This window comes from Shewanella youngdeokensis, assembly GCF_033180165.1.
Taxonomy (GTDB): Bacteria; Pseudomonadota; Gammaproteobacteria; order Enterobacterales; family Shewanellaceae; genus Shewanella; species Shewanella youngdeokensis.
Genome location: NZ_CP136522.1, coordinates 3955533 through 3972632 on the forward strand (window position 1 = coordinate 3955533; position 17100 = coordinate 3972632).

The 17100-nt window shown below is 48.2% G+C and carries 1 protein-coding gene, 3 tRNA genes and 9 rRNA genes; 1 reads left to right on the forward strand and 12 read right to left on the reverse strand.

Annotated features, from left to right (window positions below; all coding sequences use genetic code 11):
- Nucleotides 1–20 precede the first annotated feature (20 nt).
- The 3 genes from rrf (RGE70_RS16920) to RGE70_RS16930 all read right to left on the reverse strand — a co-directional run bounded on the left by rrf (RGE70_RS16920) (nt 21) and on the right by RGE70_RS16930 (nt 5098).
- Nucleotides 21–136: ribosomal RNA gene (gene rrf, locus RGE70_RS16920) — 5S ribosomal RNA — on the reverse strand.
- Between the two features lie 137 nt (nt 137–273).
- A 23S ribosomal RNA gene (locus tag RGE70_RS16925) occupies nt 274–3168 on the reverse strand.
- A gap of 387 nt (nt 3169–3555) precedes the next feature.
- Nucleotides 3556–5098, reverse strand: a 16S ribosomal RNA gene (locus tag RGE70_RS16930).
- 1034 nt (nt 5099–6132) lie between these two features.
- Between RGE70_RS16930 and RGE70_RS16935 the strand changes: the two genes are divergently transcribed.
- Nucleotides 6133–6261, forward strand: coding sequence for a hypothetical protein (locus RGE70_RS16935; RefSeq protein ID WP_310472605.1), 129 nt, complete (start codon nt 6133–6135; stop codon nt 6259–6261).
- Nucleotides 6262–6556: 295 nt separating this feature from the next.
- Here the strand turns inward: RGE70_RS16935 and rrf (RGE70_RS16940) are convergent.
- The 9 genes from rrf (RGE70_RS16940) to RGE70_RS16980 all read right to left on the reverse strand — a co-directional run bounded on the left by rrf (RGE70_RS16940) (nt 6557) and on the right by RGE70_RS16980 (nt 17063).
- Nucleotides 6557–6672, reverse strand: a 5S ribosomal RNA gene (gene rrf, locus RGE70_RS16940).
- A 137-nt stretch (nt 6673–6809) separates the two neighbouring features.
- Nucleotides 6810–9704: ribosomal RNA gene (locus RGE70_RS16945) — 23S ribosomal RNA — on the reverse strand.
- A gap of 387 nt (nt 9705–10091) precedes the next feature.
- Nucleotides 10092–11634 (reverse strand): 16S ribosomal RNA (locus RGE70_RS16950).
- Nucleotides 11635–13034: 1400 nt separating this feature from the next.
- Nucleotides 13035–13150 (reverse strand): 5S ribosomal RNA (gene rrf / locus RGE70_RS16955).
- Nucleotides 13151–13164: 14 nt separating this feature from the next.
- Nucleotides 13165–13240: transfer RNA gene (locus tag RGE70_RS16960), tRNA-Thr, on the reverse strand.
- A gap of 67 nt (nt 13241–13307) precedes the next feature.
- Nucleotides 13308–13423 (reverse strand): 5S ribosomal RNA (gene rrf, locus RGE70_RS16965).
- Between the two features lie 137 nt (nt 13424–13560).
- A 23S ribosomal RNA gene (locus RGE70_RS16970) occupies nt 13561–16455 on the reverse strand.
- Together the 16S, 23S and 5S rRNA genes with 3 tRNA genes alongside form the textbook arrangement of a ribosomal RNA operon.
- A gap of 391 nt (nt 16456–16846) precedes the next feature.
- A tRNA-Ala gene (locus RGE70_RS16975) sits at nt 16847–16922 on the reverse strand.
- A 64-nt stretch (nt 16923–16986) separates the two neighbouring features.
- Nucleotides 16987–17063 (reverse strand) — tRNA-Ile (locus RGE70_RS16980).
- Nucleotides 17064–17100 lie beyond the last annotated feature (37 nt).

Genomic DNA, 17100 nt, shown 5'->3' on the forward strand with positions numbered 1-17100 from the left:
GGGCTCTTCACTTATTAGGCGCCTGGAAATGACCTACTCTCACATGGGGAAACCCCACACTACCATCGGCGATACTGCGTTTCACTTCTGAGTTCGGAATGGGATCAGGTGGTACCACAGCTCTATGGTCTCCAGACAAATTTGGGAAATTTGAAAAGCTGTTACTCGCTTACGCAAGTAAACTGAAATCTATTATTGAGTCACACAACATTAAGTGCTTCTAATTCTGATACTGTAAAAACATCAGTCTCATACAAAACCCATCAGGGTTGTATGGTTAAGCCTCACGAGTCATTAGTACAGGTTAGCTCAACGCCTCACAACGCTTACACACCCTGCCTATCAACGTCCTAGTCTCGAACGGCTCTTTAGAGGAATTAAATTCCTAGGGATGACTCATCTTAGGACTCGCTTCCCGCTTAGATGCTTTCAGCGGTTATCGATTCCGAACGTAGCTACCGGGCAATGCTATTGGCATAACAACCCGAACACCAGCGGTTCGTCCACTCCGGTCCTCTCGTACTAGGAGCAGCTTCCTTCAATCATCCAACGCCCACGGCAGATAGGGACCGAACTGTCTCACGACGTTCTGAACCCAGCTCGCGTACCACTTTAAATGGCGAACAGCCATACCCTTGGGACCGACTTCAGCCCCAGGATGTGATGAGCCGACATCGAGGTGCCAAACACCGCCGTCGATATGAACTCTTGGGCGGTATCAGCCTGTTATCCCCGGCGTACCTTTTATCCGTTGAGCGATGGCCCTTCCATTCAGAACCACCGGATCACTATGACCTACTTTCGTACCTGCTCGACGTGTATGTCTCGCAGTTAAGCTGGCTTATGCCATTGCACTAACCGTACGATGTCCGACCGTACTTAGCCAACCTTCGTGCTCCTCCGTTACTCTTTGGGAGGAGACCGCCCCAGTCAAACTACCCACCAGGCACTGTCCCGAACCCCGATTCAGGGGCCGCGGTTAGAACATCAAAACTACAAGGGTGGTATTTCAAGGACGACTCCACAACATCTAGCGACGTTGCTTCAAAGTCTCCCACCTATCCTACACATGTAGGTTCAATGTTCAGTGCCAAGCTATAGTAAAGGTGCACGGGGTCTTTCCGTCTAGCCGCGGGTATACGGCATCTTCACCGCAATTTCAACTTCACTGAGTCTCGGCTGGAGACAGCGTGGCCATCATTACGCCATTCGTGCAGGTCGGAACTTACCCGACAAGGAATTTCGCTACCTTAGGACCGTTATAGTTACGGCCGCCGTTTACCGGGGCTTCGATCATGAGCTTCTCCGAAGATAACCCAATCAATTAACCTTCCGGCACCGGGCAGGCGTCATACCGTATACTTCCTCTTGCGAGTTTGCACAGTACTGTGTTTTTGATAAACAGTTGCAGCCACCTGGTATCTGCGACTGCCAACAGCTTAGGAAGCAAGTTCCATCACCGTCGGCAGCGTACCTTCTCCCGAAGTTACGGTACCATTTTGCCTAGTTCCTTCAGCCGAGTTCTCTCAAGCGCCTTGGTATTCTCTACCCAACCACCTGTGTCGGTTTGGGGTACGATTCCTACTAACCTGAAGCTTAGAAGATTTTCCTGGAAGCATGGCATCAACTACTTCATCACCTTAGTGACTCGTCATCAGCTCTCAGCCTTAAGTAAACCCGGATTTGCCTAAGTTTACAGCCTACAACCTTAAACGCGGACAACCAACGCCGCGCTAGCCTAGCCTTCTCCGTCTCTCCATCGCAGTTAGCAGAAGTACAGGAATATTAACCTGTTTCCCATCGATTACGCCTTTCGGCCTCACCTTAGGGGTCGACTCACCCTGCCCTGATTAACATTGGACAGGAACCCTTGGTCTTTCGGCGAGGGAGTTTTTCACTCCCTTTATCGTTACTCATGTCAGCATTCGCACTTCTGATACCTCCAGTGTGGGTTACCCCTTCACCTTCAACGGCTTACAGAACGCTCCTCTACCGCTTGCTAGTAAACTAGCAAACCCATAGCTTCGGTGTATTGCTTAGCCCCGTTAAATCTTCCGCGCAGGCCGACTCGACTAGTGAGCTATTACGCTTTCTTTAAATGATGGCTGCTTCTAAGCCAACATCCTAGCTGTCTAAGCCTTCCCACATCGTTTCCCACTTAGCAATAACTTTGGGACCTTAGCTGATGGTCTGGGTTGTTTCCCTTTTCACGACGGACGTTAGCACCCGCCGTGTGTCTCCCGAGTAGTACTCATTGGTATTCGGAGTTTGCAAAGGGTTGGTAAGTCGGGATGACCCCCTAGCCTTAACAGTGCTCTACCCCCAATGGTATTCGCTCGAGGCGCTACCTAAATAGCTTTCGAGGAGAACCAGATATCTCCCGGTTTGATTGGCCTTTCACCCCCAGCCACAAGTCATCCGCTCATTTTTCAACATAAGTCGGTTCGGTCCTCCAGTTGATGTTACTCAACCTTCAACCTGCCCATGGCTAGATCACCGGGTTTCGGGTCTACACCTTGCAACTAAACGCGCAGTTAACACTCGGTTTCCCTACGGCTCCGCTATTCGCTTAACCTCGCTACAAAATGTAAGTCGCTGACCCATTATACAAAAGGTACGCAGTCACGGTCTCAAGAACCGCTCCCACTGCTTGTACGTATACGGTTTCAGGTTCTATTTCACTCCCCTCACAGGGGTTCTTTTCGCCTTTCCCTCACGGTACTGGTTCACTATCGGTCAGTCAGGAGTATTTAGCCTTGGAGGATGGTCCCCCCATATTCAGACAAGATGTCACGTGTCCCGTCCTACTCGTTTTCACGTAAAGTTAGTTTTCATGTACGGGGCTATCACCCTGTGCCGCTGTGCTTTCCAACACATTCCACTAACACCCTCTACGCTTAAGGGCTAATCCCCGTTCGCTCGCCGCTACTAGGGGAATCTCGGTTGATTTCTTTTCCTCCGGGTACTTAGATGTTTCAGTTCCCCGGGTTTGCCTCACAACACTATGTATTCATGTTGTGATACATGCTTATGCATGTGGGTTTCCCCATTCGGACATCGTTAGCTCAAATGCTTGTTACTAGCTCGCCAACGCTTTTCGCAAGTTACTACGTCCTTCATCGCCTCTGACTGCCAAGGCATCCACCATATACGCTTAGTCACTTAACCATACAACCCAAATAAGTCTCTATGAGAAATACTCGTTGTTTTAAGCGGGTAAGCTCAAAACAGTCGTATCGTAACTAATGGTTTCTACTTTCGCCAAAATTAGAATTTTTAACTCATTGCCGTTAAGCAATAAGCCAAGACACTTAATGTTTAAGTGTTTAGAACTCAATTTTTTAATTTCGCATTAACGCTATAAACAACAACACGAATAATCGTAATCGCTGTCCCTTTCACGTTAACACTATCAGCTTTCCAAATTTTTAAAGAACGATATCACTGCAACTTGGCAGGATATTTTGTCGCTCACCTCTATAAAGAGGAGAACAAGCAATCTGTGTGAACACTCAAACGTATTTGCATACTTCAGATGCGAGTTAGTCGTATAGGTAAGGAGGTGATCCAGCCCCAGGTTCCCCTAGGGCTACCTTGTTACGACTTCACCCCAGTCATGAACCACACCGTGGTAAACGCCCTCCCGAAGGTTAAGCTATCTACTTCTGGTGCAGCCCACTCCCATGGTGTGACGGGCGGTGTGTACAAGGCCCGGGAACGTATTCACCGTGGCATTCTGATCCACGATTACTAGCGATTCCGACTTCACGGAGTCGAGTTGCAGACTCCGATCCGGACTACGACCGGCTTTATGAGATTAGCTCCACCTCGCGGCTTCGCAACCCTCTGTACCGACCATTGTAGCACGTGTGTAGCCCTACTCGTAAGGGCCATGATGACTTGACGTCGTCCCCACCTTCCTCCGGTTTATCACCGGCAGTCTCCCTAAAGTTCCCACCATTACGTGCTGGCAAATAAGGATAAGGGTTGCGCTCGTTGCGGGACTTAACCCAACATTTCACAACACGAGCTGACGACAGCCATGCAGCACCTGTCTCAGAGTTCCCGAAGGCACTAAGCTATCTCTAGCGAATTCTCTGGATGTCAAGAGTAGGTAAGGTTCTTCGCGTTGCATCGAATTAAACCACATGCTCCACCGCTTGTGCGGGCCCCCGTCAATTCATTTGAGTTTTAACCTTGCGGCCGTACTCCCCAGGCGGTCTACTTAATGCGTTAGCTTGAGAACCCAGTGTTCAAGACACCAAATTCCGAGTAGACATCGTTTACGGCGTGGACTACCAGGGTATCTAATCCTGTTTGCTCCCCACGCTTTCGTACATGAGCGTCAGTCTTTGTCCAGGGGGCCGCCTTCGCCACCGGTATTCCTTCAGATCTCTACGCATTTCACCGCTACACCTGAAATTCTACCCCCCTCTACAAGACTCTAGTTTGCCAGTTCGAAATGCAGTTCCTAGGTTGAGCCCAGGGCTTTCACATCTCGCTTAACAAACCGCCTGCGTACGCTTTACGCCCAGTAATTCCGATTAACGCTTGCACCCCTCGTATTACCGCGGCTGCTGGCACGAAGTTAGCCGGTGCTTCTTCTGCGAGTAACGTCACACCCAAGTGCTATTAACACTTGAGCTTTCCTCCTCGCTGAAAGTACTTTACAACCCGAAGGCCTTCTTCATACACGCGGCATGGCTGCATCAGGCTTTCGCCCATTGTGCAATATTCCCCACTGCTGCCTCCCGTAGGAGTCTGGACCGTGTCTCAGTTCCAGTGTGGCTGATCATCCTCTCAGACCAGCTAGGGATCGTCGCCTTGGTAAGCCATTACCTTACCAACTAGCTAATCCCACCTAGGTTCATCCAATCGCGGAAGGCCCGAAGGTCCCCTCCTTTCCCCCGTAGGGCGTATGCGGTATTAGCAGTCGTTTCCAACTGTTATCCCCCTCGACTGGGCAGATACCTAGGCATTACTCACCCGTCCGCCGCTCGTCACCTCAGGAGCAAGCTCCCTTGTGTTACCGCTCGACTTGCATGTGTTAGGCCTGCCGCCAGCGTTCAATCTGAGCCATGATCAAACTCTTCAATTAAAGTTTTTTGCTTTACTCGGTTAAGAGCAAAGCGGCTCAATGAATTATACTGTTTTTCAAAAGCCCGAAGACTTTCGAAGTTTACATATTGCTATGGTCACTCAGTGGTTCATTGAGAAATATTTTTGATTGCTTCCTAAGAAGCAATTTCGAATAACTCAACACCTGTGAGTGCCCACACAGATTTGCTTGTCATATTGTTAAAGAGCGTGAGACTAATCTTTCAAGTCTCGCCGAAGACGCTAGGTCGTTGGCTTGAGGAGGCGTATTCTACACTCTCCAGTGTCGGCGTCAAGTGCTTATTTTAAGAAGTTTTTCAAGCGATGATTTCTTAATCAAAACCAAAACTAGAAGCCCTTTAAGCGCTTGTCACCTGGGTTCATTCTTCGAGAAGATTTAACCCTCTAACACTGCTGCAAGTCCCGTGCTACCTTACCTTGCGATAAGTTAGTTGGCCTGCTGTGCCGTGTCAGTGGATGCGCATTATAGGGAGTTCCTGAGCAAGCGCAAGCGCTTTTATCAATTAAAACAACCTTTTTTAAAAGGCACAGTTACAACACACCCTACGCACCACTTACCCCCAGAGTTATCCACATACATTCAATAAGCCTGTCAGTGCATCACTCGGTGGGATATAAATCTTAGCCCATAATGAGCAACTTGCACGCCCTATAACGGATTAATTTACGCTTTATTTTTATCCGATAAATCCATCCCCTTTAGCGGTGCTAGTCATGACCTCTTCACCGCAACCACCTAGCAGTCACTTTCACAAATTCTAATGGAATTAATTATGCTAAAACCTCGAGTTCTGGAGTTAATGTCCCCGCATGAATGAGTGGTATGGACTGGCATGACTCTGATAAATATGTCTAAAGCGATGCTGACAACATGTCTATATTGATGTTGATGCGCTTCGAGGCTTGTTTCGGCGAGGTGGTATATATCTCAAAACTCTTCAATGACCAGAAAAACTTACTCGCTTTCCCCTCAAGATTAAGAATTCTGCTTAACAAGGCCAGGTTGAGGCATTGATGGATAGAACCGAAATGATGTTGCAAGGGTATTGGTATTGGTATTGGTATTGGTATTGGTATTGGTATTGGTATTGGTATTGGTATTGGTATTGGTATTGGTATTGGTATTGGTATTGGTATTGGTAACGATAATTTTAAGAGCTGCCTATATCAACAAACAATGTAGCGGACGTTGTAGTTTTTACACTTTTATTGAGGGTTAAATAAGATGATGGTTTTGGCGTTACTGCAAGCCGCCAACATCGGTGCAACTGAATCTTAATCATTTTAATATGGAAGCGAGCGAGATTAGATGATGACCTCTTGTTTAACCTTTATCGATGATACTGATAAACCTGAACGGCTTAAAAATGGTTCAAATCCATAAATCGCAGACGTAAAAAAGCCCGCTACAGCGTAGCGGGCTCTTCACTTATTAGGCGCCTGGAAATGACCTACTCTCACATGGGGAAACCCCACACTACCATCGGCGATACTGCGTTTCACTTCTGAGTTCGGAATGGGATCAGGTGGTACCACAGCTCTATGGTCTCCAGACAAATTTGGGAAATTTGAAAAGCTGTTACTCGCTTACGCAAGTAAACTGAAATCTATTATTGAGTCACACAACATTAAGTGCTTCTAATTCTGATACTGTAAAAACATCAGTCTCATACAAAACCCATCAGGGTTGTATGGTTAAGCCTCACGAGTCATTAGTACAGGTTAGCTCAACGCCTCACAACGCTTACACACCCTGCCTATCAACGTCCTAGTCTCGAACGGCTCTTTAGAGGAATTAAATTCCTAGGGATGACTCATCTTAGGACTCGCTTCCCGCTTAGATGCTTTCAGCGGTTATCGATTCCGAACGTAGCTACCGGGCAATGCTATTGGCATAACAACCCGAACACCAGCGGTTCGTCCACTCCGGTCCTCTCGTACTAGGAGCAGCTTCCTTCAATCATCCAACGCCCACGGCAGATAGGGACCGAACTGTCTCACGACGTTCTGAACCCAGCTCGCGTACCACTTTAAATGGCGAACAGCCATACCCTTGGGACCGACTTCAGCCCCAGGATGTGATGAGCCGACATCGAGGTGCCAAACACCGCCGTCGATATGAACTCTTGGGCGGTATCAGCCTGTTATCCCCGGCGTACCTTTTATCCGTTGAGCGATGGCCCTTCCATTCAGAACCACCGGATCACTATGACCTACTTTCGTACCTGCTCGACGTGTATGTCTCGCAGTTAAGCTGGCTTATGCCATTGCACTAACCGTACGATGTCCGACCGTACTTAGCCAACCTTCGTGCTCCTCCGTTACTCTTTGGGAGGAGACCGCCCCAGTCAAACTACCCACCAGGCACTGTCCCGAACCCCGATTCAGGGGCCGCGGTTAGAACATCAAAACTACAAGGGTGGTATTTCAAGGACGACTCCACAACATCTAGCGACGTTGCTTCAAAGTCTCCCACCTATCCTACACATGTAGGTTCAATGTTCAGTGCCAAGCTATAGTAAAGGTGCACGGGGTCTTTCCGTCTAGCCGCGGGTATACGGCATCTTCACCGCAATTTCAACTTCACTGAGTCTCGGCTGGAGACAGCGTGGCCATCATTACGCCATTCGTGCAGGTCGGAACTTACCCGACAAGGAATTTCGCTACCTTAGGACCGTTATAGTTACGGCCGCCGTTTACCGGGGCTTCGATCATGAGCTTCTCCGAAGATAACCCAATCAATTAACCTTCCGGCACCGGGCAGGCGTCATACCGTATACTTCCTCTTGCGAGTTTGCACAGTACTGTGTTTTTGATAAACAGTTGCAGCCACCTGGTATCTGCGACTGCCAACAGCTTAGGAAGCAAGTTCCATCACCGTCGGCAGCGTACCTTCTCCCGAAGTTACGGTACCATTTTGCCTAGTTCCTTCAGCCGAGTTCTCTCAAGCGCCTTGGTATTCTCTACCCAACCACCTGTGTCGGTTTGGGGTACGATTCCTACTAACCTGAAGCTTAGAAGATTTTCCTGGAAGCATGGCATCAACTACTTCATCACCTTAGTGACTCGTCATCAGCTCTCAGCCTTAAGTAAACCCGGATTTGCCTAAGTTTACAGCCTACAACCTTAAACGCGGACAACCAACGCCGCGCTAGCCTAGCCTTCTCCGTCTCTCCATCGCAGTTAGCAGAAGTACAGGAATATTAACCTGTTTCCCATCGATTACGCCTTTCGGCCTCACCTTAGGGGTCGACTCACCCTGCCCTGATTAACATTGGACAGGAACCCTTGGTCTTTCGGCGAGGGAGTTTTTCACTCCCTTTATCGTTACTCATGTCAGCATTCGCACTTCTGATACCTCCAGTGTGGGTTACCCCTTCACCTTCAACGGCTTACAGAACGCTCCTCTACCGCTTGCTAGTAAACTAGCAAACCCATAGCTTCGGTGTATTGCTTAGCCCCGTTAAATCTTCCGCGCAGGCCGACTCGACTAGTGAGCTATTACGCTTTCTTTAAATGATGGCTGCTTCTAAGCCAACATCCTAGCTGTCTAAGCCTTCCCACATCGTTTCCCACTTAGCAATAACTTTGGGACCTTAGCTGATGGTCTGGGTTGTTTCCCTTTTCACGACGGACGTTAGCACCCGCCGTGTGTCTCCCGAGTAGTACTCATTGGTATTCGGAGTTTGCAAAGGGTTGGTAAGTCGGGATGACCCCCTAGCCTTAACAGTGCTCTACCCCCAATGGTATTCGCTCGAGGCGCTACCTAAATAGCTTTCGAGGAGAACCAGATATCTCCCGGTTTGATTGGCCTTTCACCCCCAGCCACAAGTCATCCGCTCATTTTTCAACATAAGTCGGTTCGGTCCTCCAGTTGATGTTACTCAACCTTCAACCTGCCCATGGCTAGATCACCGGGTTTCGGGTCTACACCTTGCAACTAAACGCGCAGTTAACACTCGGTTTCCCTACGGCTCCGCTATTCGCTTAACCTCGCTACAAAATGTAAGTCGCTGACCCATTATACAAAAGGTACGCAGTCACGGTCTCAAGAACCGCTCCCACTGCTTGTACGTATACGGTTTCAGGTTCTATTTCACTCCCCTCACAGGGGTTCTTTTCGCCTTTCCCTCACGGTACTGGTTCACTATCGGTCAGTCAGGAGTATTTAGCCTTGGAGGATGGTCCCCCCATATTCAGACAAGATGTCACGTGTCCCGTCCTACTCGTTTTCACGTAAAGTTAGTTTTCATGTACGGGGCTATCACCCTGTGCCGCTGTGCTTTCCAACACATTCCACTAACACCCTCTACGCTTAAGGGCTAATCCCCGTTCGCTCGCCGCTACTAGGGGAATCTCGGTTGATTTCTTTTCCTCCGGGTACTTAGATGTTTCAGTTCCCCGGGTTTGCCTCACAACACTATGTATTCATGTTGTGATACATGCTTATGCATGTGGGTTTCCCCATTCGGACATCGTTAGCTCAAATGCTTGTTACTAGCTCGCCAACGCTTTTCGCAAGTTACTACGTCCTTCATCGCCTCTGACTGCCAAGGCATCCACCATATACGCTTAGTCACTTAACCATACAACCCAAATAAGTCTCTATGAGAAATACTCGTTGTTTCAAGCGGGTAAGCTCAAAACAGTCGTATCGTAACTAATGGTTTCTACTTTCGCCAAAATTAGAATTTTTAACTCATTGCCGTTAAGCAATAAGCCAAGACACTTAATGTTTAAGTGTTTAGAACTCAATTTTTTAATTTCGCATTAACGCTATAAACAACAATACGAATAATCGTAATCGCTGTCCCTTTCACGTTAACACTATCAGCTTTCCAAATTTTTAAAGAACGATATCACTGCAACTTGGCAGGATATTTTGTCGCTCACCTCTATAAAGAGGAGAACAAGCAATCTGTGTGAACACTCAAACGTATTTGCATACTTCAGATGCGAGTTAGTCGTATAGGTAAGGAGGTGATCCAGCCCCAGGTTCCCCTAGGGCTACCTTGTTACGACTTCACCCCAGTCATGAACCACACCGTGGTAAACGCCCTCCCGAAGGTTAAGCTATCTACTTCTGGTGCAGCCCACTCCCATGGTGTGACGGGCGGTGTGTACAAGGCCCGGGAACGTATTCACCGTGGCATTCTGATCCACGATTACTAGCGATTCCGACTTCACGGAGTCGAGTTGCAGACTCCGATCCGGACTACGACCGGCTTTATGAGATTAGCTCCACCTCGCGGCTTCGCAACCCTCTGTACCGACCATTGTAGCACGTGTGTAGCCCTACTCGTAAGGGCCATGATGACTTGACGTCGTCCCCACCTTCCTCCGGTTTATCACCGGCAGTCTCCCTAAAGTTCCCACCATTACGTGCTGGCAAATAAGGATAAGGGTTGCGCTCGTTGCGGGACTTAACCCAACATTTCACAACACGAGCTGACGACAGCCATGCAGCACCTGTCTCAGAGTTCCCGAAGGCACTAAGCTATCTCTAGCGAATTCTCTGGATGTCAAGAGTAGGTAAGGTTCTTCGCGTTGCATCGAATTAAACCACATGCTCCACCGCTTGTGCGGGCCCCCGTCAATTCATTTGAGTTTTAACCTTGCGGCCGTACTCCCCAGGCGGTCTACTTAATGCGTTAGCTTGAGAACCCAGTGTTCAAGACACCAAATTCCGAGTAGACATCGTTTACGGCGTGGACTACCAGGGTATCTAATCCTGTTTGCTCCCCACGCTTTCGTACATGAGCGTCAGTCTTTGTCCAGGGGGCCGCCTTCGCCACCGGTATTCCTTCAGATCTCTACGCATTTCACCGCTACACCTGAAATTCTACCCCCCTCTACAAGACTCTAGTTTGCCAGTTCGAAATGCAGTTCCTAGGTTGAGCCCAGGGCTTTCACATCTCGCTTAACAAACCGCCTGCGTACGCTTTACGCCCAGTAATTCCGATTAACGCTTGCACCCCTCGTATTACCGCGGCTGCTGGCACGAAGTTAGCCGGTGCTTCTTCTGCGAGTAACGTCACACCCAAGTGCTATTAACACTTGAGCTTTCCTCCTCGCTGAAAGTACTTTACAACCCGAAGGCCTTCTTCATACACGCGGCATGGCTGCATCAGGCTTTCGCCCATTGTGCAATATTCCCCACTGCTGCCTCCCGTAGGAGTCTGGACCGTGTCTCAGTTCCAGTGTGGCTGATCATCCTCTCAGACCAGCTAGGGATCGTCGCCTTGGTAAGCCATTACCTTACCAACTAGCTAATCCCACCTAGGTTCATCCAATCGCGGAAGGCCCGAAGGTCCCCTCCTTTCCCCCGTAGGGCGTATGCGGTATTAGCAGTCGTTTCCAACTGTTATCCCCCTCGACTGGGCAGATACCTAGGCATTACTCACCCGTCCGCCGCTCGTCACCTCAGGAGCAAGCTCCCTTGTGTTACCGCTCGACTTGCATGTGTTAGGCCTGCCGCCAGCGTTCAATCTGAGCCATGATCAAACTCTTCAATTAAAGTTTTTTTGCTTTACTCGGTTAAGAGCAAAGCGGCTCAATGAATTATACTGCTTTTCAAAAGCCCGAAGACTTTCGAAGTTTACATATTGCTATGGTCACTCAGTGGTTCATTGAGAAATATTTTTTGATTGCTTCCTAAGAAGCAATTTCGAATAACTCAACACCTGTGAGTGCCCACACAGATTTGCTTGTCATATTGTTAAAGAGCGTGAGACTAATCTTTCAAGTCTCGCCGAAGACGCTAGGTCGTTGGCTTGAGGAGGCGTATTCTACACTCTCCAGTGTCGGCGTCAAGTGCTTATTTTAAGAAGTTTTTCAAGCGATGATTTCTTAATCAAAACCAAAACTCGAAGCCCTTTAAGCGCTTGTCACCTGGGTTCATTCTTCGAGAAGATTTAACCCTCTAACACTGCTGCAAGTCCCGTGCTACCTTACCTTGCGATAAGTTAGTTGGCCTGCTGTGCCGTGTCAGTGGATGCGCATTATAGGGAGTTCCTGAACAAGCGCAAGCGCTTTTATCAATTAAAACAACCTTTTTTAAAAGGCACAGTTACAACACACCCTACGCACCACTTACCCCCAGAGTTATCCACATAGATTCAATAAACCTGTCAGTGCATCACTCGGTGGGATATAAATTTTAGCCCATAATGAGCAACTTGCACGCCCTATAACGGATTAATTTACGCTTAATTTTTATCCGATAAATCCATCCCCTTTAGCGGTGCTAGTCATGACCTCTTCACCGCGACCACCTAGCAGTCACATTCACAAATTCTAATCGAATTAATTATGTTACAACCTCGTGCTCTGGAGTTAATGTCCCCGCATGAATGAGTGGTATGGACTGGCATGACTCTGATAAATACGTCTAAAGCGATGCTGACAACATGTCTATATTGATGTTGATGCGCTTCGAGGCTTGTTTCGGCGAGGTGGTATATATCTCAAAACTCTTCAGTGACCAGAAAAACTTACTCGCTTTCCCCTCAAGATTAAGAATTCTGCTTAACAAGGCCAGGTTGAGGCATTGATGGATAGAACCGAAATGATGTTGCAAGGGTATTGGTATTGGTATTGGTATTGGTATTGGTATTGGTAACGATAATTTTAAGAGCTACCTATATCAGCAAACAATGTAGCAGACGATGTAGTTTCTTCACCTTTATTGAGAGTTAAATAAGATGATGGTTTTGGCGTTACTGCAAGCCGCCAACATCGGTGCAACAGAGGCTTAATCATTTTAATATGGAAGCGAGCGAGATTAGATGATGACCTCTTGTTTAACCTTTATCGATGATACTGATAAGCCTGAACGGCTTGAAAATGGTTCAAATCCATAAATCGCAGACGTAAAAAAGCCCGCTACAGCGTAGCGGGCTCTTCACTTATTAGGCGCCTGGAAATGACCTACTCTCACATGGGGAAACCCCACACTACCATCGGCGATACTGCGTTTCACTTCTGAGTTCGGAATGGGATCAGGTGGTACCACAGCTCTATGGTCTCCAGACAAATTCTTAAAAATGGTGCTGATACCCAGAATCGAACTGGGGACCTCATCCTTACCAAGGATGCGCTCTACCGACTGAGCCATATCAGCAAATCGCGTTAATCTAACCGTCTAATGTGATACTTCACTGCGTCTAGAAAATCGACTTAAATTAGGCGCCTGGAAATGACCTACTCTCACATGGGGAAACCCCACACTACCATCGGCGATACTGCGTTTCACTTCTGAGTTCGGAATGGGATCAGGTGGTACCACAGCTCTATGGTCTCCAGACAAATTTGGGAAATTTGAAAAGCTGTTACTCACTTACGCAAGTAAACTGAAATCTATTATTGAGTCACACAACATTAAGTGCTTCTAATTCTGATACTGTAAAAACATCAGTCTCATACAAAACCCATCAGGGTTGTATGGTTAAGCCTCACGAGTCATTAGTACAGGTTAGCTCAACGCCTCACAACGCTTACACACCCTGCCTATCAACGTCCTAGTCTCGAACGGCTCTTTAGAGGAATTAAATTCCTAGGGATGACTCATCTTAGGACTCGCTTCCCGCTTAGATGCTTTCAGCGGTTATCGATTCCGAACGTAGCTACCGGGCAATGCTATTGGCATAACAACCCGAACACCAGCGGTTCGTCCACTCCGGTCCTCTCGTACTAGGAGCAGCTTCCTTCAATCATCCAACGCCCACGGCAGATAGGGACCGAACTGTCTCACGACGTTCTGAACCCAGCTCGCGTACCACTTTAAATGGCGAACAGCCATACCCTTGGGACCGACTTCAGCCCCAGGATGTGATGAGCCGACATCGAGGTGCCAAACACCGCCGTCGATATGAACTCTTGGGCGGTATCAGCCTGTTATCCCCGGCGTACCTTTTATCCGTTGAGCGATGGCCCTTCCATTCAGAACCACCGGATCACTATGACCTACTTTCGTACCTGCTCGACGTGTATGTCTCGCAGTTAAGCTGGCTTATGCCATTGCACTAACCGTACGATGTCCGACCGTACTTAGCCAACCTTCGTGCTCCTCCGTTACTCTTTGGGAGGAGACCGCCCCAGTCAAACTACCCACCAGGCACTGTCCCGAACCCCGATTCAGGGGCCGCGGTTAGAACATCAAAACTACAAGGGTGGTATTTCAAGGACGACTCCACAACATCTAGCGACGTCGCTTCAAAGTCTCCCACCTATCCTACACATGTAGGTTCAATGTTCAGTGCCAAGCTATAGTAAAGGTGCACGGGGTCTTTCCGTCTAGCCGCGGGTATACGGCATCTTCACCGCAATTTCAACTTCACTGAGTCTCGGCTGGAGACAGCGTGGCCATCATTACGCCATTCGTGCAGGTCGGAACTTACCCGACAAGGAATTTCGCTACCTTAGGACCGTTATAGTTACGGCCGCCGTTTACCGGGGCTTCGATCATGAGCTTCTCCGAAGATAACCCAATCAATTAACCTTCCGGCACCGGGCAGGCGTCATACCGTATACTTCCTCTTGCGAGTTTGCACAGTACTGTGTTTTTGATAAACAGTTGCAGCCACCTGGTATCTGCGACTGCCAACAGCTTAGGGAGCAAGTCCCATCACCGTCGGCAGCGTACCTTCTCCCGAAGTTACGGTACCATTTTGCCTAGTTCCTTCAGCCGAGTTCTCTCAAGCGCCTTGGTATTCTCTACCCAACCACCTGTGTCGGTTTGGGGTACGATTCCTACTAACCTGAAGCTTAGAAGATTTTCCTGGAAGCATGGCATCAACTACTTCATCACCTTAGTGACTCGTCATCAGCTCTCAGCCTTAAGTAAACCCGGATTTGCCTAAGTTTACAGCCTACAACCTTAAACGCGGACAACCAACGCCGCGCTAGCCTAGCCTTCTCCGTCTCTCCATCGCAGTTAGCAGAAGTACAGGAATATTAACCTGTTTCCCATCGATTACGCCTTTCGGCCTCACCTTAGGGGTCGACTCACCCTGCCCTGATTAACATTGGACAGGAACCCTTGGTCTTTCGGCGAGGGAGTTTTTCACTCCCTTTATCGTTACTCATGTCAGCATTCGCACTTCTGATACCTCCAGTGTGGGTTACCCCTTCACCTTCAACGGCTTACAGAACGCTCCTCTACCGCTTGCTAGTAAACTAGCAAACCCATAGCTTCGGTGTATTGCTTAGCCCCGTTAAATCTTCCGCGCAGGCCGACTCGACTAGTGAGCTATTACGCTTTCTTTAAATGATGGCTGCTTCTAAGCCAACATCCTAGCTGTCTAAGCCTTCCCACATCGTTTCCCACTTAGCAATAACTTTGGGACCTTAGCTGATGGTCTGGGTTGTTTCCCTTTTCACGACGGACGTTAGCACCCGCCGTGTGTCTCCCGAGTAGTACTCATTGGTATTCGGAGTTTGCAAAGGGTTGGTAAGTCGGGATGACCCCCTAGCCTTAACAGTGCTCTACCCCCAATGGTATTCGCTCGAGGCGCTACCTAAATAGCTTTCGAGGAGAACCAGATATCTCCCGGTTTGATTGGCCTTTCACCCCCAGCCACAAGTCATCCGCTCATTTTTCAACATAAGTCGGTTCGGTCCTCCAGTTGATGTTACTCAACCTTCAACCTGCCCATGGCTAGATCACCGGGTTTCGGGTCTACACCTTGCAACTAAACGCGCAGTTAACACTCGGTTTCCCTACGGCTCCGCTATTCGCTTAACCTCGCTACAAAATGTAAGTCGCTGACCCATTATACAAAAGGTACGCAGTCACGGTCTCAAGAACCGCTCCCACTGCTTGTACGTATACGGTTTCAGGTTCTATTTCACTCCCCTCACAGGGGTTCTTTTCGCCTTTCCCTCACGGTACTGGTTCACTATCGGTCAGTCAGGAGTATTTAGCCTTGGAGGATGGTCCCCCCATATTCAGACAAGATGTCACGTGTCCCGTCCTACTCGTTTTCACGTAAAGTTAGTTTTCATGTACGGGGCTATCACCCTGTGCCGCTGTGCTTTCCAACACATTCCACTAACACCCTCTACGCTTAAGGGCTAATCCCCGTTCGCTCGCCGCTACTAGGGGAATCTCGGTTGATTTCTTTTCCTCCGGGTACTTAGATGTTTCAGTTCCCCGGGTTTGCCTCACAACACTATGTATTCATGTTGTGATACATGCTTATGCATGTGGGTTTCCCCATTCGGACATCGTTAGCTCAAATGCTTGTTACTAGCTCGCCAACGCTTTTCGCAAGTTACTACGTCCTTCATCGCCTCTGACTGCCAAGGCATCCACCATATACGCTTAGTCACTTAACCATACAACCCAAATAAGTCTCTATGAGAAATACTCGTTGTTTTAAGCGGGTAAGCTCAAAACAGTCGTATCGTAACTAATGGTTTCTACTTTCGCCAAAATTAGAATTTTTAACTCATTGCCGTTAAGCAATAAGCCAAGACACTTAATGTTTAAGTGTTTAGAACTCAATTTTTTAATTTCGCATTAACGCTATAAACAACAACACGAATAATCGTAATCGCTGTCCCTTTCACGTTAACACTATCAGCTTTCCAAATTTTTAAAGAACGGGCTTAAAAAAGCCAAAGATAAATTTTATGTTTATCTTTGGCATCTCTATCCAATGCATGCCTCACTTATCAGCTAGAAAAGTAAGTCTACTAATTATCAAATGATAATAGGCAAAGTAAATGGTGGAGCTATGCGGGATCGAACCGCAGACCTCCTGCGTGCAAGGCAGGCGCTCTCCCAGCTGAGCTATAGCCCCATTTACATGCAGTCAAACAAAATACGTTAATACAAAATCTTCATTTAGGAGAAACAAAAGATTTTGGTGGGTCAGAGTGGACTTGAACCACCGACCTCACCCTTATCAGGGGTGCGCTCTAACCAGCTGAGCTACAGACCCAACGTATATTGCTCTTTCTTTATAACAAGCATATCTG